General features: G+C 46.1%; 22 protein-coding genes. 14 read left to right on the top strand and 8 right to left on the bottom strand.

The features are described 5' to 3' along the window. Positions 1-34 precede the first annotated feature (34 nt). From rfaH to ACRJJO_RS17000, 3 genes are all read right to left on the bottom strand, one after another. A complete protein-coding gene (rfaH, locus tag ACRJJO_RS17010) occupies positions 35-526 on the bottom strand; it encodes a transcription/translation regulatory transformer protein RfaH (protein ID WP_431066838.1) in 492 nt (163 codons plus the stop codon). 210 nt (positions 527-736) lie between these two features. Further along, positions 737-1,000 (bottom strand): ComEA family DNA-binding protein, encoded by a 264-nt coding sequence (locus ACRJJO_RS17005; RefSeq protein ID WP_125217244.1) that lies wholly within the window; start codon positions 998-1,000, stop codon positions 737-739. 335 nt (positions 1,001-1,335) lie between these two features. Continuing rightward, positions 1,336-2,658 carry a UDP-glucose dehydrogenase family protein gene (locus tag ACRJJO_RS17000; protein ID WP_431066837.1) on the bottom strand — a complete coding sequence of 441 codons (1,323 nt, stop codon included), beginning with the start codon at positions 2,656-2,658 and terminating at the stop codon, positions 1,336-1,338. Positions 2,659-2,782: 124 nt separating this feature from the next. Here ACRJJO_RS17000 and ACRJJO_RS16995 point away from each other — a divergent pair, with 124 nt between their 5' ends. The 4 genes from ACRJJO_RS16995 (at position 2,783) to ACRJJO_RS16980 (ending at position 10,134) form a co-directional block, all read left to right on the top strand. After that, positions 2,783-4,903 (top strand): RelA/SpoT family protein, encoded by a 2,121-nt coding sequence (locus tag ACRJJO_RS16995; protein ID WP_431066836.1) that lies wholly within the window; start codon positions 2,783-2,785, stop codon positions 4,901-4,903. A gap of 22 nt (positions 4,904-4,925) precedes the next feature. Further along, positions 4,926-7,649, top strand: a complete 2,724-nt coding sequence (polA, locus tag ACRJJO_RS16990; RefSeq protein ID WP_431066835.1) for a DNA polymerase I — start codon at positions 4,926-4,928, stop codon at positions 7,647-7,649. Between the two features lie 466 nt (positions 7,650-8,115). Then, positions 8,116-8,964: an HDOD domain-containing protein gene (locus ACRJJO_RS16985; protein WP_431066834.1), complete on the top strand. Its 849-nt coding sequence runs from the start codon at positions 8,116-8,118 to the stop codon at positions 8,962-8,964. Positions 8,965-9,252: 288 nt separating this feature from the next. Next, a complete protein-coding gene (locus tag ACRJJO_RS16980) occupies positions 9,253-10,134 on the top strand; it encodes an MBL fold metallo-hydrolase (RefSeq protein ID WP_431066833.1) in 882 nt (293 codons plus the stop codon). 395 nt (positions 10,135-10,529) lie between these two features. Here ACRJJO_RS16980 and yihA read toward each other — a convergent pair whose 3' ends face one another. After that, entirely contained in the window at positions 10,530-11,135 is a 606-nt protein-coding gene (gene yihA, locus ACRJJO_RS16975; protein WP_404359629.1) for a ribosome biogenesis GTP-binding protein YihA/YsxC, read from the bottom strand. A gap of 415 nt (positions 11,136-11,550) precedes the next feature. Between yihA and ACRJJO_RS16970 the strand changes: the two genes are divergently transcribed. From ACRJJO_RS16970 to thpR, 5 genes are all read left to right on the top strand, one after another. Next, positions 11,551-12,237 carry a c-type cytochrome gene (locus ACRJJO_RS16970; RefSeq protein WP_431066832.1) on the top strand — a complete coding sequence of 229 codons (687 nt, stop codon included), beginning with the start codon at positions 11,551-11,553 and terminating at the stop codon, positions 12,235-12,237. A gap of 735 nt (positions 12,238-12,972) precedes the next feature. Further along, the gene (locus ACRJJO_RS16965; protein ID WP_431066831.1) at positions 12,973-13,593 is read left to right on the top strand and encodes a thiol:disulfide interchange protein DsbA/DsbL; all 621 of its coding nucleotides are present in this window, start codon (positions 12,973-12,975) and stop codon (positions 13,591-13,593) included. A 44-nt stretch (positions 13,594-13,637) separates the two neighbouring features. Beyond that, positions 13,638-15,173, top strand: coding sequence for a GGDEF domain-containing protein (locus tag ACRJJO_RS16960; RefSeq protein ID WP_431066830.1), 1,536 nt, complete (start codon positions 13,638-13,640; stop codon positions 15,171-15,173). Between the two features lie 851 nt (positions 15,174-16,024). Then, entirely contained in the window at positions 16,025-16,543 is a 519-nt protein-coding gene (locus tag ACRJJO_RS16955; RefSeq protein WP_431066829.1) for a hypothetical protein, read from the top strand. A gap of 11 nt (positions 16,544-16,554) precedes the next feature. After that, on the top strand, positions 16,555-17,070 hold the full coding sequence (gene thpR, locus ACRJJO_RS16950; RefSeq protein WP_431066828.1) for an RNA 2',3'-cyclic phosphodiesterase: 516 nt from the start codon (positions 16,555-16,557) through the stop codon (positions 17,068-17,070). A gap of 221 nt (positions 17,071-17,291) precedes the next feature. On the opposite strand, the gene xseA is transcribed toward thpR, so the two are convergent. Both xseA and ACRJJO_RS16940 read right to left on the bottom strand, forming a co-directional pair. Beyond that, positions 17,292-18,641: an exodeoxyribonuclease VII large subunit gene (xseA, locus tag ACRJJO_RS16945; RefSeq protein ID WP_431066827.1), complete on the bottom strand. Its 1,350-nt coding sequence runs from the start codon at positions 18,639-18,641 to the stop codon at positions 17,292-17,294. Positions 18,642-18,647: 6 nt separating this feature from the next. Further along, positions 18,648-19,361, bottom strand: a complete 714-nt coding sequence (locus ACRJJO_RS16940; protein ID WP_431066826.1) for a flagellar brake protein — start codon at positions 19,359-19,361, stop codon at positions 18,648-18,650. Positions 19,362-19,605: 244 nt separating this feature from the next. Here ACRJJO_RS16940 and ACRJJO_RS16935 point away from each other — a divergent pair, with 244 nt between their 5' ends. From ACRJJO_RS16935 to ACRJJO_RS16925, 3 genes are read left to right on the top strand one after another with little or no spacing between them, the layout of a single operon-like run. Next, positions 19,606-19,926, top strand: a complete 321-nt coding sequence (locus ACRJJO_RS16935) for a DMT family transporter (RefSeq protein ID WP_404359641.1) — start codon at positions 19,606-19,608, stop codon at positions 19,924-19,926. Between the two features lie 5 nt (positions 19,927-19,931). Next, positions 19,932-20,222 carry a DsrH/TusB family sulfur relay protein gene (locus ACRJJO_RS16930; protein ID WP_431066825.1) on the top strand — a complete coding sequence of 97 codons (291 nt, stop codon included), beginning with the start codon at positions 19,932-19,934 and terminating at the stop codon, positions 20,220-20,222. Beyond that, positions 20,213-20,545 carry a TusE/DsrC/DsvC family sulfur relay protein gene (locus ACRJJO_RS16925; protein ID WP_431066824.1) on the top strand — a complete coding sequence of 111 codons (333 nt, stop codon included), beginning with the start codon at positions 20,213-20,215 and terminating at the stop codon, positions 20,543-20,545. The genes ACRJJO_RS16930 and ACRJJO_RS16925 overlap by 10 nt, the downstream gene beginning before the upstream one ends. A gap of 19 nt (positions 20,546-20,564) precedes the next feature. On the opposite strand, the gene ACRJJO_RS16920 is transcribed toward ACRJJO_RS16925, so the two are convergent. Then, entirely contained in the window at positions 20,565-20,957 is a 393-nt protein-coding gene (locus tag ACRJJO_RS16920) for an RNA-binding S4 domain-containing protein (RefSeq protein ID WP_404359645.1), read from the bottom strand. Next, positions 20,958-21,317, bottom strand: a complete 360-nt coding sequence (locus tag ACRJJO_RS16915) for a rhodanese-like domain-containing protein (protein ID WP_431066823.1) — start codon at positions 21,315-21,317, stop codon at positions 20,958-20,960. A gap of 153 nt (positions 21,318-21,470) precedes the next feature. Between ACRJJO_RS16915 and ACRJJO_RS16910 the strand changes: the two genes are divergently transcribed. Both ACRJJO_RS16910 and ACRJJO_RS16905 read left to right on the top strand, forming a co-directional pair. Then, entirely contained in the window at positions 21,471-21,854 is a 384-nt protein-coding gene (locus ACRJJO_RS16910) for a DUF6394 family protein (RefSeq protein WP_431066822.1), read from the top strand. A gap of 26 nt (positions 21,855-21,880) precedes the next feature. Next, complete coding sequence (locus tag ACRJJO_RS16905) at positions 21,881-23,617, top strand: potassium channel family protein (RefSeq protein WP_431066821.1); 1,737 nt, start codon at positions 21,881-21,883, stop codon at positions 23,615-23,617. The last annotated feature ends 118 nt before the right edge of the window (positions 23,618-23,735 follow it).

Here is a 23,735-nt window from a genome sequence, read left to right as displayed (position 1 = left end):
ATTAATGCCTGGTATCTCAATCCGTATATTATCGTCACCCGATTTTTCTTAATTGTGTGATTTCAAAATGGCCTTTCGCAGGTTTTCTGAGTAATTCGATTAACACCATGGCTCGGGTTTCTCCATCGGTCATTTGATAGATCCCTTCAAGACCTGCAAATGGTCCCGAAATGATTTGGACTTTGTCTCCTTCGGAGAACAATCGTTCAGGTTCAATGTTTTGTATACGGTCTTCGATTGTGCGGAGAGTTTCAATTAAATCGTCGGGCACTTTAGCCGCTTCAGTGCCGAATTTGACCAAGTTTTGGACGCCGAGTGTGGAGCGAATCGGCGTCCAATTAGTTCCCTGTTTGAGATTGATGAATAGGTAGCGTGGAAAAAGCGGTTCTGAAGATACGGCAATGCGTCCACGCCGGATTTTTTCGATGGAACAGGAAGGCAAAAAGCATTCGAAATCCTGTTTTTGTAGATTTTCGAGCGCGCGTTTTTCTTGTTTGGGTTTAGTGTGGATAACATGCCAAGTCATTTTGTCACTATTTCTGAAATTTTCGCAGTCTGATTTGTAGTGTTAGTGGATGTATAACGAAATATTTTATTCAATCTTTGTTCCGTTGATGTCAATTGTTTTTCGCCGAGTTTTATTAGGAATCTTGGCGGCGAATTGTGATTTGCGATGAATAAAAAACAGCCGGTTGGCTTGATTGCCAGCCGGCTGTTTTTTGTTTAACGAGTCGGGTTATTTTTTAGCGGGATCGCTAAGTAAAATATCGCCCTTATTGTTTTCAACCGTTTTTTCTCCGATTCCGGAAACATTGGCTAATTCCTCGACGGATTTAAAGTCACCGTTATCGGTTCTATATTGCACGATCGCTTCGGCTTTTTTCAGACCAATGCCCTTCAGTGCTTCAGAAATCGTTTGAGCATCGGCATTGTTGATGTTGACCGGAGTTGCAAGTGCGTTAAACGACAGTAAAGCTAATAAAACTAGGATTTTGTTCATATTTTTCTCTCTCATTAAGTTTAACTTAAAAATAGGATAAAACATTTGAACAGTCTAAGTTTATAGCCAACCACGATCGCCTTAGTCTATTCGTTAGTAATGGTAGTCGTTCATTTGGATAATTCAAGCATCTCTAGCGAAATTATGAAAAAAGTTATGTTAGCGTTGGTAGTTGAAAAGACATCGAAAGCATCATCCCGGCAGGGATTGCCGGGATCTCGATTACAAGGACTTGAAAGCCTCTCGCCATCCATGGTCTATGGGCCCCATTAGTTCATGCCTGGGCGACGCTAAACTATTAACGCAAACATAACTAAAAAAACCGATTGTGTCTCTTAACGCCCGATCGCGTAATAAGCCAAACCGTTTTGTTTGACAAATGCTGGCTCGAACATATTGCGGCCATCGAAAATGACTTTGTCTCGCAAGTTTTGACTCAAGTAATCGAAATCCGGACTACGGAACTGCTTCCATTCGGTAACGATCGCTAACGCATCGGCATTTTCCAGCGCTTCGTTTTGGTCGTCGGTATAAATCAAGCCTTTTTTATTGCCGTAAATACGCTTAGCTTCTTCCAGCGCTTCAGGATCGTAAGCTCGAACGGTGGCGCCGGCATCGATCAGGGCTTCAAGTAGCACTCGGCTAGGCGCTTCGCGCATGTCGTCGGTATTTGGTTTGAACGATAATCCCCATATAGCGAAAACCTTGCCTTTCAAGTTGCCGTTGTAATGATGCTGGATTTTTTCGAATAAACGCTTTTTCTGTCGGTCGTTGACATTCTCAACGGCATTTAATAACTCGGCTTGATATCCGACTTGCTTTGCGGTCCGTTCCAATGCTTTGACATCCTTTGGAAAGCATGAGCCTCCGTAGCCGCAGCCCGGATAGATAAAGCTATAACCGATGCGACTGTCTGAGCCGATGCCTTGACGAACATGTTCGATATCGGCGCCCAGTTTTTCGGCCAAGTTAGCCAGCTCGTTCATGAAGCTGATTTTGGTTGCCAGCATAGCGTTCGCGGCATATTTGGTTAATTCGGCAGACCGAATATCCATCGTGATAACCCTTTCCCGGCTACGGTTAAACGGAGCGTAAAGGGCTTTGAGTAATTCGGCGGTTCTTGGGTTATCGGTTCCGACAACGATTCGGTCCGGCTTCATGAAATCGTCGAGCGCGGCGCCTTCTTTCAAAAATTCGGGATTCGACACGACGTCGAATTCCAAATCATTCTTGCCTCGTTCTTTAAGTACATGGATTATGGCTTCTTTGACTTTGTCGGCAGTGCCGACCGGTACCGTGGATTTATCGATTACGACTCGATAACCTTCCATGTGTTGGGCAATGCTTTTAGCGACCGCAAGAACATATTGCAAATCGGCTGAACCGTCCTCGTCAGGCGGTGTTCCGACTGCGATGAATTGAAATAAACCATGACTGACCGCTTCTTTGACATCGGCGGTAAACCGTAAACGGCCGGCTTCCTGGTTTTCTTTGACCATGGCTTCCAGTCCAGGTTCATAAATCGGGATGATGCCTTGCTTGAGTTTTTCGATCTTGGTTTCGTCGATATCCATGCAGATCACATCATTGCCCACTTCCGCCAAGCAAGTTCCTGTCACCAGTCCGACATAACCGCTTCCAAATACAGTGATTTTCATAATCTTTGAGTTACCCTTACAATATAAATACAGAATTTCCGATTTTCGAGCGAATGAGCCTCAACACTAACGCGCGATAGCCTATCATGATTGCCAACTTTTTCGAATCCTTTACAATCACCCAATGAAAAAACAACTTCCGTCAATTGAGCAGTTATTTTCAGGTTTTGTTGCCGAAGACGCCGCTCAAATTGAAAAGGCCTTGGCTATTGTCGACGAGGCTGATAGTAATCCGCTTAATATTAGACCAAAAGGGATTGCGGTCGCGATGATTTTGGGCAATGTTTATAGCGATTTGGCCAGCATACTGGCGGCGATATTAAGCGATTCACGATTAGCCGGTCGGTTAACCGAGGCCGAAATTAAGCAACAATTCGGCGAAACGGTTGCGGGGTTAGTCAAGGATGTCAAATGGCTCAATAACTTACGGGTTTACAGCCCGGAGTTAACGCGCGAGCCCAATCAAAATGAAACACTAAGGCGAATGCTATTGGCGATGACGCACGATGTGCGCTCGGTGCTGATCAAGCTGGCCTATCGTATCGAACGTTTGCGGGGTATGTCCGCGGAAGAGCCCGGTGTTCGGCGATTTATCGCGCAAGAGACGCTGGATGTCTATGCTCCGTTGGCGAACCGGCTTGGGGTGAGTCAATTTAAATGGGAGCTTGAGGATCTAGCGTTTCGCTATCTCGAGCCGGATAATTATAAGCGCATTGCCGAGTCGCTTGCCGATAAGCGAATTCATCGTGAAGATTGTATTCAAACATTCATAGAGGATCTTCGTCGAATTCTTAAGGAAGAAGGTATTTCAGCAAAGGTTTATGGAAGGCCTAAGCATATTTACAGCATTTGGAACAAAATGCGCCGCAAACAGTTAGCTATCGATGATCTTTACGATTTACTCGCAGTGCGCGTAATCGTCGATAGCTTGACGGCTTGTTATAGCGTATTAGGTTTGGCGCATAGTCACTGGAAATACATTCCTAAAGAATTCGACGATTACATCGCCAACCCCAAGGAAAATGGTTATCAATCCTTGCATACCGTGATCGTCGACCGAAAAGGTAATCGTATCGAAATTCAGATTCGCACACGTTCTATGCATGAATTTGCCGAATTAGGGGTTGCCGCGCATTGGCGTTACAAGGAAGGCAGTAAGCACAATGCTGCGACCGAAAAGAATATCGCTTCGTTACGCCAATTGCTCGAATATAAGGATAGCGGTGACAACTTAGTCGATAACTTCCGAACCGAACTTTTTTCTGACCGGGTCTTTGTGTTAACGCCGGCCGGAAAATTAATCGATCTGATCAAAGGCTCGACGCCTCTCGATTTTGCTTATGCGATACATACCGAGATCGGTCACGGTTGTCGCGGCGCGAAAGTCAACGGACGTATCAAACCCTTAACGTATAAGCTCAAGTCGGGCGATCAGGTTGAGATTATTACGATTAAAAACGGCGAGCCGAATCATAACTGGCTCGATCCGAACTTAGGTTATTTGAAAACACCGCGCGCGGTCGGGAAGGTCAGGAGTTGGTTTAGACAACAGCAGCAAGCCGAAAATGTTGTTTTCGGCAAACAAATTCTGGATAAGGAAAGTAAACGATTAGGCTTGAAGTCGGTTGAGCTGGATGAATTGCTCAGCTATTTCAAATTTAACAATGCCGAGCTTTTTTATGAAGCGATAGGTCGCGGCGATATCACCAATCGGCAGTTGGTCGCCGCGCTGAAAATTCCCGAATTCGCCGAGCCAGCCTATCCTTCCGCCAGAGGGAGCGAGAGCAAGCCGACGGCAAAATCGATCATCACCGTTGCCGGTATCGATAATGTGGTAACCAGTTTGGCGCAATGCTGTTGTCCGGTCAAAGGCGACGATATCATCGGTTTCATTTCGCATAAGCGAGGGATCACAATCCATCGGCGCGACTGCGAAAATATTTTGACGCTCAGTCCCGAACAGCAGCCGCAATTGATCGACGCCGAATGGAGTTCGGAGCAGCCATCGCGCCATAATGTACCGATTATTATCCATGCTTTCAATGCGCAAAACCTGCTCAGCGACGTGACTCGGATCATGATGTATGCTAAGGCACATATTATCGATGCCTCATTAAAAACGCATCCGGATTTATCGGCAATACTGACGATGACGATCAATATCGAAAGCACCGCCCAGCTAAGCTCGGTGCTCGGCAGAATCAGTCAATTACCGAATATATTGGAAGTCAAGCGTAAAACTTAATTTAAATCACAAACACATCGGCATGACCCAAAACAAACAAAAATATTTGGTATTAATCGACGGCTCGTCTTTTTTATTTCGCGCCTACCATGCAGTACCGCCATTGACCAGTCCGGATGGCGCGCCGACCAATGCGATTTACGGGGTGGCCAATATGCTGCGTAAATTGATGGCTGACCATCCGACCGATTATATCGGCGTCATTTTCGATGCGCCCGGAAAGACCTTTAGACATGATTTATACGATCAATATAAGGCACACCGACCGCCGATGCCGGACGATTTGCGCGTACAAATCGCACCCTTGCACCGCTTGATTCGTGCGATGGGCCTGCCCTTGATTATGCAGCCCGATGTCGAGGCGGACGATGTTATCGGCGCATTTGCTAAGCAAGCCGAGCGAGACGGATTTCAGGTCGTCATTTCAACCGGCGACAAGGATATGGCGCAATTGGTTACCGAGCATATCACGCTCGAAAACACGATGTCCGGCAGCCGCACCGACCGCCAAGGCGTGATCGAAAAGTTCGGCGTGACACCTGAACAAATCATCGATTATTTGGCCTTGATGGGGGATACGGTCGACAATATTCCCGGCGTGCCGAAGGTCGGGCCGAAAACGGCGGCTAAATGGCTAAGCGAATATCAAACGCTGGAAAGATTGATCGAATGCGCCGATCAAATTAAGGGTAAGATCGGCGAAAACCTACGAAATGCGCTCGATCAACTGCCGTTGTCGAAGCAATTGACCACGATTGATTGCGATGTTCCGTTGCCATGCTCGGCGGAGGAATTAAAAATGAATTCGGTCGATCAAAGCGAACTCAAGTCGATGCTTGTCGAGTTGGGTTTTACGACTTGGTTGAAAATACTGGAACAGTCCGGCGATGTCGGCTCCGGCCGGGATGCGAAAGCTGTTGAAAGTCCACAAGCGATTGAGGCGCGCTATGAAACAATCTTGACCGAACACGATTTTGAACGTTGGTTCGAGCGGCTCGACAAGGCCGAGTTGTTTGCGTTCGATACCGAAACGACCAGTCTTGATTACAGTCGCGCCGAAGTCGTCGGAATATCGTTTGCGGTCGAAGCGGGACATGCCGCTTATTTGCCGGTCGCGCACGATTATTCGGATGCACCGGAGCAATTGGATCGATCCGCCGTATTGGAAAAAATGCGGCCGCTGCTGGAAAATCCGAATAAAGCCAAATTGGGACAGAATCTTAAATACGATGCTAACGTGCTGGCTAATCACGGCATAGAACTGCGAGGTATTGCTCACGATACCATGCTCGAATCCTATGTGTTGAACAGTAACGCGACTAAGCACAACATGGATGATTTGGCGAAGAAATATCTTAACTATACGACGATACATTACGAAGATGTTGCGGGGAAGGGCGCGAAACAGATTCCGTTTCAGGAAGTCGCTATCGAACAGGCGACGCCTTATGCTGCCGAAGATGCCGACATCACCTTGCGTTTACATGAAGTTCTGAGTGAAAAACTCGACCAAAATCCGCCGTTGGTGCAATTGTATCGAGAAATCGAAATTCCTCTGGTCGAGGTGTTGTCGCGTATCGAGAGAAACGGGGTATTGCTCGATACCGAAATGCTGGCGCAGCAGAGCCAGGAGTTGGCCGCCCAGATTGCCTCGATCGAGCAGCATGCGCACGACCTGGCAGGGCAGGCATTCAATTTGGGCTCGCCAAAGCAAATTCAAAGTATTATTTACGATAAGTTGAATTTGCCGGTACTGAAAAAAACTCCGACCGGGCAGCCGTCGACCGACGAATCGGTGCTGCAGGAATTGGCCGCCGATTATCCGTTGCCTCGTTTGATTCTCGAGCATCGCACAACCAGCAAGCTGAAATCGACTTATACCGATAAATTGCCGCAACAGGTTAATCCGAAAACCGGGCGCGTGCATACCTCCTATCATCAAGCGGTCGCGGCGACCGGCCGTTTGTCTTCGTCCGATCCCAATCTCCAGAATATTCCGATTCGCACTCCCGAAGGCAGGCGAATACGGCAGGCTTTCATTGCGTCGCCGGGCTATGTGTTGGTTGCGGCCGATTATTCACAAATCGAGCTGCGCATCATGGCGCATTTGTCCGGCGATGCCGGTCTGTTGGCAGCTTTCAAACAAGGGCAGGATATTCATAGCGCGACCGCGGCCGAGGTCTTCGGAGTCGAGCCCGAGCAAGTTACCGCCGATTTGCGGCGTTCGGCTAAAGCGATCAATTTCGGATTGATTTACGGCATGTCTTCGTTCGGCTTGGCACAGCAATTGGGCTTGACTAGAGGGCAGGCGCAATCTTATATCGATTTGTATTTCGCGCGGTATCCCGGTGTCAAGGCGTTCATGGATAACATCCGAAAGTTGGCGAAAAAACAGGGGTATGTCGAAACTTTATTCGGCCGTAGGCTTTATTTGCCGGAAATCAATTCGCGCAACCCCGCGCGCCGTCAATACGCTGAACGAACCGCAATCAATGCACCGATGCAAGGTACAGCCGCCGATATTATAAAACGAGCGATGATTGCTTGCGATCGCTGGCTACAAACAGACTCGCCCGATGCCCGAATGATCATGCAGGTGCATGACGAACTGATTTTTGAAATCGCCGAATCGGCCGTGACCAATTGTATCGAAAGATTGAGGGATTTGATGAGTTCTGCGGCAACGCTCGATGTGCCGTTGATCGTCGATATCGGTACCGGTTTGAATTGGGATGAGGCGCATTAGTCTTTTTTAGGCGCATTACGTTTTTATAAGGATTGAACTTTTCCAATATTATTAAATCATAATGTTATACGTCAGTTATGACGTTGGGTCAGTCCATTCCCCTCCCCCTCTTAAATGGACTGATTCTTTTCCTCAAGCCCCATTGAATGAATTCTTATCTTTGGGGCTCTCTTTCCGGTATTTCTTTTCGATAGCGTTTCTCTGCTATGCTTAACTTATCGTAACTATACTCTTTGCCGGTCAAATTTCGGCGTTCTGTCAAGGAAACAAGTGAACCTGCTACAAAGCGGATAGTTACAGGATGTTATTTGCCGCGAAATCCTAAGTTCTGACCCCATATATAGCACGCTTTTCGGTATTTCGTGTCCTTGTGACAAGACTTCGTTAGTCTATGCCGGCATGACACGGCCTTAAAAAGTTGTGTTGGTACTCACATCATGACATTTATCTAAAGAGAGTATTCCCAATGGTTGCCGCTGTCGACAACAAGTTATTCATGTTTGTGGAGAGTATGCCTGCTTTTCCGAAAAGCGTGCAAAGTATCTTAAAGTTAGCCGATGACAATCAATCTTCCGCCAAGGATTTTGTGCAAATTATCGAATGCGACCCGGTGATGACGGTCAAGATTTTGAAAATCATTAATTCCCCTTATTACGGGTTGCCTCATAAAATCAATTCGATAATGCGCGCTGTTGTCCATCTTGGAATCAATACGGTCAAGAACATGGCGTTAGCCATTGCGGCAATAGGTGTTCTTAAGCCCGATAAAAAATCGGGCTTAAATGCCAATGGTTTTTTAATGCACTCTTTGACTACCGCATTGATCACAAAATTACTCGCCGAGCGACAAGGCTTATCGCCAAATAAATGCAGCGATTATTTCGTTACCGGTTTATTGCATGACTTTGGAAAGTTGGTTTTTGCGCAGTGTTTGCCCGAATCCTTTAGTAATGCGTTGATGGAAAGCCGTAAGCGGAGTGTTTCTTTACATTTGATGGAGCGGGAGTATTTAGGTATCGATCATGCTCGTTTGGGTAAGCTGCTAATTGATAAGTGGTGCTTTTCTGAAGACATCGGTGCTGCGATCGAGCATCATCACGATGAGGACGGCTCCGACGTCTTGCGCGATAGTGTTGCTGTAGCTAATCAAATCAGTAAAATCTTGCGTTTTGGTGACGGCGGTAATCCGGTAATCGATAAGTATTCGGAAGCGCAGTTCTCGTTGTTCGGTTTGTCTTTGGAGGAACTGATCGTTTCGTTAGGTGATTTGAGCACGATTAGAACAGAGGCTTTAATGATGATTAGTTGCAAGTGATCGCTCAATTGTAATTTAGGTTCGGGAGTGTAGATAATTTTTGCATTACGCTCTGTATGGCAGCGTGTATTAGGGTGCCTTCAGTAGGCGCTTTATGCGACAGACACAGTCAGTCGAGCGATCGAATCCTTCTTAAAATAGGGGGGTTATAGCTTTTGCACTTCAAATTCCGGCAGTGCCGAATTTTGATCTACGATGATGATATGGGTATTTTTATAATCAAACCCTAAGTACTCCCGACATTTGAAGTGCGAAACATATATTTTCAACGCTGAATCGAGGAATTGCATGCAATTGAAGTTCAGAGGCGTCCGTGGTTCCATTCCGACACCGGGGCCTAATACTGTCAAATATGGCGGGAATACTACCTGCATAGAAATTCGTACCGATAGCGGGGAGTTAATTATTCTCGATGCGGGTACCGGTATTTATTCGTTATCGCAACAACTGGATAAGGACAAGCCGGTCGATGCGCATATTTTCATTACCCACACGCACTGGGATCATATTCAAGGACTGCCTTTTTTTACGCCGGCGTTTATGTCGGGTAATCAGATTACAATTTACGGCGGCTTGGATCCAGTGACTCAACAAGGCATACAAAGGGCGTTGGCTGTTCAATTACAATACAGTTTTTTTCCGATTCGGGAGGCCGAGTTAAAAGCAACTGTTCGTTATGTGACTTTGATGCCAGGTAAAAGCATTATGGTGGGCGATGCCCAAATTACACCGTTATTGTTGAATCATCCTGTTCTAAATTTCGGGTATCGCATCGAGTGTGACGGCCGGTCAGTTTTTTTTACCGGCGATTACGAGCCGTTGTTTAATATTTACCAGCCCGAAGATCAGGAATACGAGCCTTTTCAATCCATGATCGATGAAAGGTTCATCGAAGTGTGCGCCTTTATGCATGGTGTCGATGCATTGATTGTCGATGCGTCCTATACCGAGGAAGAGTATGTGTTTAAAAGGGGGTGGGGGCATGGAACCTATCAATCAGGGCTAAACTTGGCGGTCCAGTCTAATGTTAAGCGCTTGTTTTTTACCCATCACGAACCTAATCGCACCGATATGGATTTGGATAACATCTATAGTCAATTGCTCGAACAGAATCAAAATTTAGGTATAGAGATAAACATGGCACGCGAAGGTGTTGAATATAATATCTGAAGTCGATGTCGTCTTGATCCTAGAAAAAGTATTTCACCATGAAGAACAAGAAGAAAAAGAATTTAAGGTTTCGTGATAAATAACGTCAGATATATGGGCGCATTGCCGAGGGTTCGGTAACTCCCCTTGACAGGCCCCGCATCTAAATTATCTAAGGCAATTAACCATGGCCAATGGGCTATGGAGTTTAGGTGCTGGGGGGATACGTCCTTGTAAGCTTGACGGCGGTTTCCCTGCCGTCAACACCAGCCAATCGAGTAACCGAAGCCTCCGTAAAATAGGGAAGTTATTTACGACGAAAATCTTAATTCAAGAGTTTCGTGTGCTACATCTTTAAGTTGCCGAATTCAGATTCATGTTGAAAAAGCGTAAGAAGCATCGAAATTATTTCGAGTTTATGACGATTCAAAGTTCAGCCATTGATCGAGTAATTGATGGATTTCGTCGACGCCCTGTCTTTTTAATGCCGAAAATAATTGAACAGTAACTGGGACTTGATTTCCGGAAATTTCTTTTTGTACTGCTAATAAGGTGTTTTTTGCAGCCCCGAATTTCAATTTGTCGGCTTTAGTTAGCAGGATATGTAAAGGCAAACGGGTTTGTTTGCACCAGTCTACCATTTGGCGGTCGAATTCGGTCAGTGGATGGCGAATATCCATCACCAGCACAATGCCGCATAACGTTTTGCGATTATTTAGATAGGTTTCGATCATGCGGTGCCATTGTTTTTTGATTTCCAAGGGAACTTTGGCATAACCATAGCCCGGTAAATCGACAAAGCGGGTGGTTTCCGTTATCGAGAAAAAATTCAATAATTGAGTTCTTCCAGGGGTTTTACTGATACGCGCCAAAGATTTTTGACCGGTCAGTGTATTGATTGCGCTGGATTTACCCGCGTTGGAGCGGCCCGCAAATGCGACTTCGAGTCCTATATCCTCGGGGGCGTCTTTAACGTGAGGGGCGCTGTTTATGAATTTTGCTTGATGATACACTGGATTCATCGTTATCTCGCTTAGCTAGGGTATTTAGAGTAAAATTTCCGGATAGACACGATAGGCGTGTACCGCTTGAGGGGTTTAGTTGTCGGCCTTTTGGATTCGCAAGTCGGCACGGTCCATGAAAAACCGTTAGTATCGGCTTTTTGATTTATACTTCGAGCGGACATGTTTTTGGCTTTTGTGACGAAGCTATTTTGTTTGACAATAATGCTATTGGCTCTCTTTTTCGTCCCTCAATTTGCTATGATTTTAAATGATAGGCAATTGAGGCTGTGAGTCATTTGCAAGTGTCCTGGTGCCGAATTTTGATTTAACCATGGGTATAACTGTTTTTTGCAATGCTGCTATCGGACAAAAGAGCCGGTTAGATAATTAAAATGTAAACGCTAGAATTATACTATTCCGGAAGGGGAATCTAATGAAAAATAAACTATTGGCACTTTCAATTGCTCTGTCGTTCATGAGTCAGCCGGTCATTCTACATGCAGAAGGCAATAGTAAGGCAGGAAAAGAAAAAGCGACCGCCTGCGCGGGTTGTCACGGCGAAAACGGCAATAGTGCCGTAACCAATTTCCCGAAGTTAGCTCAACAGCATGCCTCTTATCTGATCAAGACGCTAAATGCCTTCAAAAGCGGCGAGCGAAATAATCCGATGATGAGTCCGATCGCGATGGGCTTGAGCGATAAAGATATGGCCGATATCGCCGCCTATTATGCCGAGCAAAAGATTTCTACGAATAGTCTGCCGGTCTTACAAAAAGACGAAGATGACGATGAAGATGACGATGAAGATGACAGCGAGGCTTCTGCAAGTGAAGACATCAAAGAGCTATTGGCCTTAGGTAGCGATCTCTACCGGAATGGGGTGTTGGCGAGCGAGGTATCTGCTTGCATCGCTTGTCACGGTCCGTTTGGAGAAGGGAACAGGCCGGCAGCATTTCCGACGCTTAAGTCGCAGCATGCCGATTATTTGATCAAGACGCTCATCGATTTCAAAAGCGGCGAGAGGAGTAATAACTCGGAAAATATGATGCATATGATTGCCAAAAAAATGACTGAACGCGAAATCAAAGCGGTTTCTTATCATATTTCGGTCATGAAGTAAGCAATGCCCCGTTGCTTTTATAAGGCGACTTAGACCGCTGATGTAATCCTCCGGTTAAGCGCATTTTTTACGATCCGTGTGCTTGTGTAACGACCGAACGGCAAGTCCGTTCGGTCGTTTATTTAGGATTTGGTCATAAATAACCTCCCTATTTTTAATGCAAGGTAAGCAGGTTCGGTAACTCGATTGGCAGGTGTCGGCGACAGGGCAGATTTTTGCTCCTCGGCAATTGCTGAGTTACAAGGATGTAATGAATGCAGAAAATGCAGGTGCATTTTTCTGCCCGCATTGCCCTAATACACGCCATCCATGGCGTAATGCAAAATCTGCATTCATGCCATCCATGGCAATCGGTCGCCGCCGTCAAGCCTCACGGACGTATTCACCCAGCACCTAAATTCCATAGCTCGTTGGCTATGGTTAACTTCCTTTGATAATTTAGGTGCTGGGTTCACGGCGTCCTGTCAAGCGAGTTAACGAACCTGCTACAAAACTCATAGCTCCAGGAAGTTATTTTTCACGAAATCCTTAGCGGATCGGTAAAATTAAATTTCCTGATATGTCATTTTTGCCCAGCTTTAATATTTTATAACCGGAAGATGTTAAAGCTGGGTAAAGGTTTGAATGGTAATTTGATAGTTTGGTGGGCGATTGTCGGTTTCTTTGTCACGTTATTTGCCTTTTTTGGCGTCAATATGTTTTTATCGAGCCTGTATTTTAAGGAGAACTTGAATCATGTTAAATAATAAAATTGTTGTTAGTGTTTTTTTTGTGCTATTTGGTTTAGCCGGTCTGGTAAATGCAGAACCTCCGGGTTACGAAGTCTTGTCTACGCCACAACCGACTCAAAACCCCGATAAGGTCGAAGTGATCGAGTTCTTTTGGTACGGCTGCCCGCATTGCTATCATTTGGAACCTCATTTGAACAAATGGCTAAAAACTAAGCCCGATAATGTTGATTTTATCCGGCAGCCGGCTATCTTTAGTAGTTTATGGGAAAAACATGCCAAGGCGTATTTTACTGCGGAAGCGCTAGGTGTCGTCGATAAGGTGCATGCCGATTTTTTCGATGCGATTCAGAACAAAAAACAAAAATTGGAAAGCGAGGATCAGCTGGTTAAGTTCTTTAGCGAACATGGCGTTACTGAGGTTGATTTCCGCAATGCTTATAACTCCTTTCCTGTCGATTACAAAGTGCGCCAAGCTAAAACCATGGCGGCTCGTTATGGCGTCAATGGAGTTCCAGCCTTGATTATTAACGGTAAGTACCGTACAAGCGGGTCGCTGGCCAAGACTCAGCAAAACATGATTGAAGTTATGAATCGTCTAATAGAAAAGGAAAGTTCCAGTCAATAATATTAACCGCCCGATGGCTATGGGTTAAATCAGAGGTTTGTTCGATGGTTGTTTGGTCTAGGAAAGATTTCGATAGCGAATGGAAAGGTAAGTATTTTAAGTTGCTGCACGAGCAAGAAACTGCCGACAAGCAAACGCAAGAAAACGAAGTACTGCTTTGTAAAACAATAGCCCGGCTGACTTTAGCGGCGAAAGGGTTGAATCATCAACTCGACCCTTTTTTGATGCGGATTCATAAAACGGTTAAATCCGGGGTGAAGAGTGCGCAATTAAAAATAGAACTCGAAGGCTTGACCAAGTTTTCATTCAATATCGGTGATTCCGGGATGAGTGCTTTCGATGCAGCGCTTTTGTTTGATTATTTGCTCAAATTATATTCCGATGACAAGACCGTAAAGGCTTTAACGCTATTGCAGCAAAAATTCGAAAGCGGTGAATTTAAAACCAACGATGAGTTATTTTTGGCCTTGGTCAATGCAACTGAGCCTCAATCTATAGCGTCTTCCTTCGCGCCATCGGGTCACGCCGACAAAATCAAAACCGAGATACTCAGTCAGCAGCTTTTATTATTGTTAGAAGATATTGAGATTCCGTTCGAGTTCGAGGAATCGACCGAGCGGTTAAAAGTGCGGCTGCAAAATCAGTCTTCGGCTTCTTCGTTCAAGCAATTATTGAACGATTATGTTTCGCTGCTAGTTAAAATTAAAAACCATATTCAATCCGAACAAAAAGATATTAAGGATTTTTTGTCCGAATTAACCGAGCAATTAACCGAGTTAGGCTTGCAAGCGATCGGTGCGAATGACGCGAATCGACAAACCCAGATTAACCGTAACGAACTCGATCGCTTTGTTTCGACGCAAATGCAGGAATTACAAGACAGCTCTGCTAAAGCAACCACATTGGAACCGCTTAAGCAGTTGATCGGTACCCGTATTGCTCTAATCAATAAGGAGATTTTGCACCATCGGGAAAATGAGGAAAATGCAAGGCAAAAAACCGAGCGACAGCTGAATGAATTGACCGATAAAATTAAACGCATGGAAAGCGAATCGAGCGATCTGAAATTAAAATTATCGATAGCCCTTGATAGGGCATTACGCGATCCTTTGACAGGGCTCGGTAATCGGATGGCTTACGATAATCGTCTCGAGCTTGAAATAACTCGTTGGAATAGACATAAAAGCCCATTGACGCTGATCATCTGGGATATCGATCATTTTAAAAAAATTAACGATACATTGGGCCATAAAGCCGGCGACAAGACGTTGAAAATCATTGCTAAATTATTGAGTGAAAATTGCCGGCACTTGGATTTTTTGTCGCGCTTCGGGGGGGAGGAGTTTACAATGTTGCTTCCTGAAACCGATCAGGAATCAGCATTGACACTGGCCAATAAGTTGCGAAAAATTATCGAAAAAACACGTTTCAACTCAGGTAACGGGTTTCTTACTATCACCTTGTCCTGCGGCATTAGTCAATTCCGAGAAGGGGACACGGCCGAATCGATTTTCGATCGGGCTGACAAGGCGCTTTATAAAGCCAAGCAAATGGGCAGAAATCGTTGCATGGCCGGATGAGTCTGGGGCATAAGCGCGAATCGTAGAATGCGCTTCGTGCATCTTTTACTACCTTTATACTCATGCGGGGCGGGTTATTTAACCCATCCCCAACGTTCCGGTTTAGCCTAAGGATTTCGTGAAAAATAACTTCCTGGAGCTATGAATTTTGTAGCGGGTTCGGTCAGCAATTCCCAGTTTGAGAAATTTCTCCGTGTTCGGGGTGCGGGGTATGCCTGTCGAGGATCGCCGTAAACCCATTCATGGGGGCTTGACGGCGGCTAAACGCCAAGTATGGCGTGTATTAGGGCAATCCGGGCAGAAAAATGCTCCTGCATTTTCTGCATTCATTGCATCCTTGTAACTCAGCAATTGCCGAGGAGCAAAAATCTGCCCCTGCCGCCGACATCCTCGCCAAGTACACTCCGCACCCTTTTTTATTCTCAAATTGGGAATTGCTGAGGTTCGTTAACTCGCTTGACAGGACGCCGTGAACCCAGCACCTAAATTATCAAAGGAAGTTAACCATAGCCAACGAGCTATGGAATTTAGGTGCTGGGTGAATACGTCCGTGTAGGTCCCTCTCCTAGCGTTAGGTGAGGACCGAACATCCCGGTGCCTCCTTAGGCAATGCCGAAATTTCAAGTGCGAAAGGTAAAAGCATGTAGCCCGGATTGCGCTACGCTGCATTCGGGCTACGCTGTTTAGACTTGCCGGAAGAGGTCGGTAGCGATTTGGCAGCGGTGTGCTCCGCTTAGCTTGATGCGCATGGGTAGCAAACCCCGTCCCGCTAAACAATTCGGTCTGCAGCAATATTTATTAAGTCATTTAATTATCGTCTAGCCGTCAATTTATTTCGAGGTTGCTTGCTCATGTTCATCAATACTTTAGCGTTGATTATCGCACAAGGCAGCCTGATCGGGCTTGTCGAGCTGTGTATCGTAGCTGTTTGTCTTTATGCGGTATTGTATATTAGCGCACCGTTTCCGGAGCAGGATGCTACTGAAACCCCGCTTTCGACCGACGAGCCTTACCAGTATTTATTGGCAGGGTGGTTAGGCGAATTTCAATTGTGGCGGATTTTTTGGCCTTTTTTTGTGGTCCTGAATGGAGCTTTATATGGAGCGGATTATTGGGTTTGGACCGGGGGCATTAGTGTCTCGAGTTGGTGGAATATTCATTTTATTCTGGCAGCGCCTGTGCTTTGGTGGGCTGTCGGAATATGGCGAAGTTCACCAAAAAGCAGTTCACGCTTGTGGGTCGCAATGTCCAGATTAGCTGTATTCGGTGTTTTATCTGAATTCGTTATGAGACTCTATATCTATTTTAAATTGCCCAGACAGTTTTTCAATTGCGAAGAATTGATGTTGGATTACTTTAGTTGTTTTTAGGCTGAATAATCGTGAAAAGATTGTTTTTTGCGTTGTGGCCGGATGAGGCAATCCGAAGGCAATGCGAAGAGTTGGCGCATCGTTTATTAAAGCCTGGAGATAGGCCGGTTAATCCGGGTAACCTTCATGTCACATTGGTATTTTTAGGGGCTGTTGACGACGCGCTCGAGTCGGCGATGGTTCAGGCCGCCGACGAAATGAAAAAGCTTGAGCCGGTCACGATCCATTTCGATGAGCTTAGTTTTTGGCGAAAGCCCGGCATAATATGCTTAACTAGCACTAATCCGGACGATAAGGCGATGATTTTGGCCGAGCATTTGTCGACAATGGTTTCATCGTTCGACCATCCGATTGATGAGCGTTCGTATCGGCCTCATGTAACACTAATAAGAAAAGCCAAGCAATCGGTACAAACGGAATTCGAGCCGATTATTTGGCATTCCAATACTTTTTGTTTAGTTGAATCCTGTTCCGCGCCTGGAGGCGTTGATTATCGGGTTATTCAGCAGTGGCCGTTGCTTGGCTAATACAACCTTTATACTCAAAAAATGGCTAATTTTGTGAAGGCATGGGGTGTGGCTAGCGAGGATGTCGGCAGCAGGGAGCTGCCGTCAAGCCCCCATGGATGGGTTTACGGCGGTCCTCGATAGACACAACCCATGCCTTTTATTCTTAGACGGTTTTTCGATCAAAAGAGAGGAAAGTGTCGATGATTCGTTCCGCGGATTAATTTTGGTGCGGAGTTTTTTTAATCCTCGGTAATCGTTTCCACGCGACTGGTAAATCGTCCATTGGCTAAACGAGTCAATACAACAGCGTTTTTTTCGATTTGCCGGGTCGAGCGAATTACTGCGCCGGTTTCCGTGTCGGTGACGAGTGCATAGCCGCGGTTCAGCGTTGCCAATGGGCTGACCGCATGAAGCGTTTGGCCGGCTTGGTTGAGTCGCTGATGTAAGTGTTCGAATTTTCGTTGCCAGGCGTTATTGAGACGCTGCTGAAGATAATGTTGTTGTAGGGTAAGGCTGTTGATTATGCGTTCAGGCGATTGGTTATGTAGCTTTGCCGATTGAGTGTCGAGGTTCGAGTGACATTGCAGCAGTTTGCGCCGAGTCGCACGGGTGAGTCTTAATTCCAGTTCGTCAAGGCGTTGGGCGTTAGCAGCTAGTTTTTGGCCGGGGTGTTGTTGTTTTAGCCGCTTATCGAGCCAGGCTAAAGTTTGTGTTTTTTGCGTAAGTTGTCTGCCGAGATGTTGCGAAAGTTTGGTTTCCAGCGCAATAAAACGACTTTGCCATTCTCGCTGATCGGGAACCGCATGCTCGGCGGCGGCGGAAGGTGTTGCGGCGCGAAGATCGGCAACAAAATCGGCGATCGTCACGTCAATCTCATGGCCGACGCCGGCGATAACCGGGATGGCGCTTGCCGCGATTGCGCGCGCGACGATTTCTTCGTTGAAGGCTTGCAAATCTTCCAGAGAGCCGCCGCCGCGGCCGAGGATCAATACGTCGCATTGGTCGAGCGTGTTGGCCAGATTCAATGCCCGGACAATATCGTGTTTGGCGTTATCTCCTTGCACCGAAACCGGATACAAAACGACCGGAATAGCCGGAAAGCGCCGTTTTAGCACGGTCAGAATGTCTCTGATTGCAGCGCCGCTAGGAGAGGTAATGATGCCGATGCGATGAGGCAGTGTCGGTAGAGGCTTTTTGCGCAAGGCGTCGAACAGTCCTTCCTTCGATAATTGATGCTTAAGCGCTTCAAAGGCCATGCGCAGTGCGCCGTCCCCGGTTTCCTCGAGGTTTTCGACGACTAGCTGATAATCGCCGCGAGGCTCGTATAAGGTGACTTGTGCGGTTGCAATCACTTGCAGTCCGTTCGCCGGCTTAAACTTGAGGCGGCGCAGTTGGGTCTTGAACATCGCGCAACGGATTTGCGCGGCATTATCTTTCAAGGAAAAATAAATGTGGCCGGAAGAGGGAGTACTTAAATTAGAGATTTCCCCTTCTACTCGCACCGAGAAAAAATGCTCGTTAAGCACTCGTTTGCTTTCCCGGTTGAGTTGTGAAACCGTATAGAGTTTACTGTCGAGTGTTAAGGACATTTTCGTTTAGGTTTTTTGTTTAAGTTCTCGTTCGATTTGTTGCATATAGCGTTGTATACAGGATTCGAAGGCGGGTGATATCGAGGTGAGTCGGCAGCCTATTTTCATGGTTTTGTCCGGCTTATTCGGGTTTAACGGTATGCGGTATAGCACTATAAAATCGACCGCGTCTTCTCCTAGATCGGCCAAGGTCAATCGGCAATTTTTAAAGGTTTGAGCGGGCGTTAATATTTGGTTAAGCGGTTCCGAATCGTTTAACAAGGAAAAGCCGGGGATACTAATATCGTAGAGACGAAGTGGAATGACTTGATCTTCAACGCTGAGTTTTAGATGGCTGGCTTTCGAAAGCGGCGATTTAATTCGGTAAAATTGACGGCGTTGCAGCCACAGCATGCTTTCAGGTATCGGCATTGCAAAAACGGTGTCGCCTTGATAGCGGGTTTTGACGATGTCTTTGCCCTCGAATTTTATTTTAATGCCCGACAATACGGTGCGGAAGACCGCATTTGATGTATCCGGTAATTGTCTGTTTTGGTATTCCTTAGGGCTGAGATCGAACAGAAGGCTATGTGTGTCCTTATTGATGGCAATTAATGTGGTGATGAACGATTCGTTATTGCCGATGTTTAGATTGATTAGGGCCTTCTCGTTAATCAGCAGTGCCAGATGATTGATGATCTGTCGTTGGTCGCGTACGATGTGATCCGATTGCTTGTTCATAATGGGGTGTAAATAAGTTATAAAAGTACAGCCTTTATGGCGAAGCATGGTTCTGCGCCGATGTGCTGTTTGAGTCGCTGCAAGCATCGAGGGTCTGAGATGGCGGGTTTTTTGTCGGAGCAGAAACCCGTCAAAACATTCTGAGTATTAATGTGGTAGGCTGAAAATCGATGTGCAGTCGGTCTATCAAACGATTTGATATTGTAGAATATTTAATTAATAAGTCTATGAAGGATTGAAGCGCGTGGCTTGGTTTTTGTTGTTATGTGCCGGTTTGGCGGAAATTGTTTTTGCATTGAGCTTAAAGTATAACCAAGGTTTTACTCGTCTTTGGCCAAGTTTAATGACAATCGTTTTTGGTGCGGCCAGTTTTTATTTGCTTATGTTGTCTATTAGAACGTTACCGCTGGGTACTGCATACGCGGTATGGACCGGCATGGGCGCGGTCGGCGTTGCCGTTATCGGCATCGTGCTTTTTAAGGAGTCCGCCGAAATTTTGCGGTTGTTTTCCATTGTCCTGGTCGTTGTCGGATTGGTGGGTCTGAAGTTAACACATATCGAATAATCAGTATGTTGCATTTGATTTTTCAGTCATCCGAAGTGGATGCCGTTTTGGAGCGTATTGAGGTCGGCGATGCTGTGGTTTTTATAGGCTCGTCAATACTTCGTCTGATCGAGGGAGGGAGTAAGGCGAAGATTTTAAAGCAATCGGCTAAAATTTGTTATTTATGTTCATTATCCGATGATTTGGCCTTGTTCGGTATCGACCAAGCTGATTTAGTTGACGGAATCAGGGTTATTGAATATGCCGAGTGGGTCGAATTAGCCGTTACGCATCAGCAGTCTTTGTCATGGTGCTGAATGCCGAAGAAGAATTTCCCGCCCTAACGGAGCAAGGGTTTTTGGTCGATATGAATGACTGGGACGAGGCTGTGGCGCGCGATCTTGCTAAGGCCAATTCGATTACATTAACCGATGCTCATTGGGAAATCATATATTTTATTAGGAGCTATTATCTTCAATTTAAACATTTGCCAAACGCCAGGGTTTTTACTAAGGCAGTAGCTAAGCATTTAGGTTCGGAAAAGGGCAATAGCCGTTATTTGCAACGATTGTTTCCGGATGGGCCGTTGATGTCTGCGTGTAAACTGGCCGGGCTGCCCAAGCCTCCAACTTGTTTGTGATTGAGGCGGCCCATAGGGGTCAGCCTCGTTTGAAGCGGTGAATCAAGCGACGGTCTTTTTTGTTCGGTTTGGAGGGTCTTTCGAAGCGTTCGAAATTGGCCTGTTCTTCGCGTTGACGAATAATTAATTGTTGCCGTTTTTCTCGGCTTTCCGCGGTTTCTTCGTAAAGTAGCGCCGCTTCGGATGCAGGGCGGCGTTGACTGTTTAGGCCGATGACGGTAATGTCCCAGCTATATTGATCCTTATGGATGGAAAGCTTGGCGCCGGTGGCAATTTCTTTGCCTGGTTTGGTTCTTTGATTATTCAGGTGAACCTTGCCGCCGGACACTGCATCGGCGGCGAGCTTGCGCGTTTTGAAGAAGCGCGCAGCCCATAGCCATTTATCCAATCTTAACGATTCAACAGCGGGCATTTACTCGTCGGCTGAGTCGCTTTTTTGCCAAGCTTGATATCCGCCCTCTAGGCTGACGGCTTTACTATAACCCATTTTATTAAGCACTTCGGTAGCTAGTGCCGAGCGTCCGCCGGTCTGGCAATAAACTAAAATATCGGTATCTTGTTTATTTTCGAAATCCGGGTGGCTAGCAATTTTAAATTCCAAAACACCTCTCGAAATGTTGATGGCTCCGGGCAGAGAACCGGCAACAAATTCACCGGGCGCTCGGACATCTAGAACTAAATATTTGGAAAAATCTGATTTTGCCGACGCAACATCCACTTCTTTGATGTTTTTCTTAGCGGCAGCAACAAGGTCCATTGCGGTTAATGCCATTGTAATTCTCCGGTTTGTAATTCAAAGCTTACAATTTTAACAATAAATATCAGTCAGCGTTGTGATTTTTTATCGATTGTTAATATCTTTCTAATTCTAATACAGATTAGGATAACATTCACAGTTTGATTTATATTCCGGAGCATAATTTAGATGAATTTTGAGAAAGTCGTTTTCGGTTTTTTTATCGTATTGTCATTAACCTTGAATTTCGGATTCTTTCTAGGGGAGATGGATAATCCCGAGCATCATAATGTTTTTGAGCTGTTTGCGATTATCGTCGTTAATTTTATTGCGACCGGCTTAAAGTTGGGCGATCGCTCGCAAATTGGCGCTGTGTTACTGGCGACTAGTCTGGTTGCCGACCTGCACTTGGTGGCGGCTGCTACATATTGGACCGTTGTTATTCATGTAACCGAAACCGGATTGACGCCCGATGTAATGGTAAGCATTATTTCGCTAAGCGGCGGGGCTTTGCTGGCTAATTTTATATCCGTCATTATTTTGGTATCCGATACGCTGATGTCTCGGTTGTAATGAACGATTTAACAGAGGGGTAGCGCATGGCGGAAAGTACCGATTTAAGCCGAGTCAGTTTTATTGTCATGCGCGAAATGCGCAGGCCCGTGATGGCTTTGATTACGGTTTATGCCGTGTCAATTTTGGGAATGGTCTTTATTCCCGGTCATGAAGTCGACGGTAAGCCCCAATACTTAAGTGTATTTCACGCGTTTTATTTTATGACCTATACCGCGACGACGACCGGTTTTGGAGAAATTCCTTTTGAATTTAACGATGCTCAAAGGCTTTGGGCGATGGTTTGTCTGTATGTGAGCGTGATTACCTGGTTTTATGCGATAGGAAGTATCGTAAGACTTTTCCAGAACCCTTTCTTTGTGCGAGCGGTGGAGGAGCGAAAGTTTTCTCGGCAGGTGCTTAGGATTTCCGAGCCTTATTTTATTATCTGCGGTTTCGGCGACACCGGTAGCGTACTGGCTCGCGGTTTAAGCGATTATGGTGTTCCGGCAGTTTTCATCGATGGCGATGAGGATCGGATTAGGGCGTTGACGTTGAGGGATTACCGGGTGCCGATGCCGGGTTTATGCGCAGATGCAAGCGTGCCTAAGCATTTACTTGAAGCAGGCATCAGAAGACGCAATTGCCAAGCGATTGTTGCGATTACCAATAACGAAGAGATTAATCTAAAAATTTCTGCATTGGCGCGTTTGTTGAATCCGAGTATCAGAATTATTACGTTGTCAAAGGTCGATGTTTTCGAAGAAACGCTAGCGAATTTGGGGGGCGAGGTTCATATCGTCGATCCGTTCAAAATGTTCGCGAAGGTGTTGGTGACGACGATGACGCATCCTAGCTTTTATCCGTTGAATAACTGGCTAGTCAGGGCGCCCCGGGTTCGCCTCAGCGATGCTATTAAGCCGCCGTTCGGAAAATGGATTGTCTGCGGCTACGGACGGATGGGACATGAAATCAATCATGCCTTGGTCAAGCAAGGCATGAAGACGGTGGTTATTGATCCGCATGACTGTAGCGAAGAAGAGGGGATCGATAGTTACATCGTGGGACGGACCACGGCTAAAACCTTGGCGCAGGCCGGAATAGAAAATGCCGTAGGGATTTTGGCGGGAACCGACGATGACGGGCATAATCTGGGAATATTGCTGAATGCGCGTAAACTGAATGGCAACTTGTTTACCTTGGTTCGGCAAAATCGCCATGAAAATCGAATTGCTTTCGAGGCGTCGCAAATCGATATGATTATGCAGCCGACGTTGGTGACCGCGCGGCGTGTTTTATTTTTGCTGGTTGCCCCGCTATTAAAGCCTTTTTTTCAGCATTTGTTGAAAGACGAACCGGGTAGAAAGGAGGATATGGCGAAGGTGATTCAGCAGCTCGAGCAAAAAATCGGGCGTAGGCAGCCGCATTTAATCACAGTGGATATTGAGAGAGACCGCTGTAGCGCAGTTGCTGCATGCCTGGAGGAAGGGGAGCAGGTGTTGTTGGGAGATATTTTAAAGCATCCCGATAATTTTAATCGAAAACTTGATTTGATTGCCTTTGTCGTTAAATCGGGGGAGGTGATAAGCGTGCTTCCCCCCGACGACTATCGAATTAAAGTCGGCGATCAAATTTTGTTTTGCGGTACAGGAGCGTCGCGGCGCTTGCTGAATGCAACGCTTAATAATGAATATAATCTATTCTATGTGCGCAACGGTGTGCATTTGCCTAAAGGTTATTTCATGCGTTGGTATGCTCAACGGCAGAACCGGCCGGTTGCATGAGTGGATAAGGTGAAAGATTAAAGATTAAAGATGAAAGATGAAAGATGAAAGGTGGATGGTGAGTGGTGAATGGTGAATGGTGAATGGTGAATGGTGAATGGTGAATGGTGAATGGTGA

This window comes from Methylotuvimicrobium sp. (assembly GCF_050611805.1).
Classification (GTDB): domain Bacteria; phylum Pseudomonadota; class Gammaproteobacteria; order Methylococcales; family Methylomonadaceae; genus Methylotuvimicrobium.
This window is presented reverse-complemented; position numbering and strand designations above follow the sequence as displayed.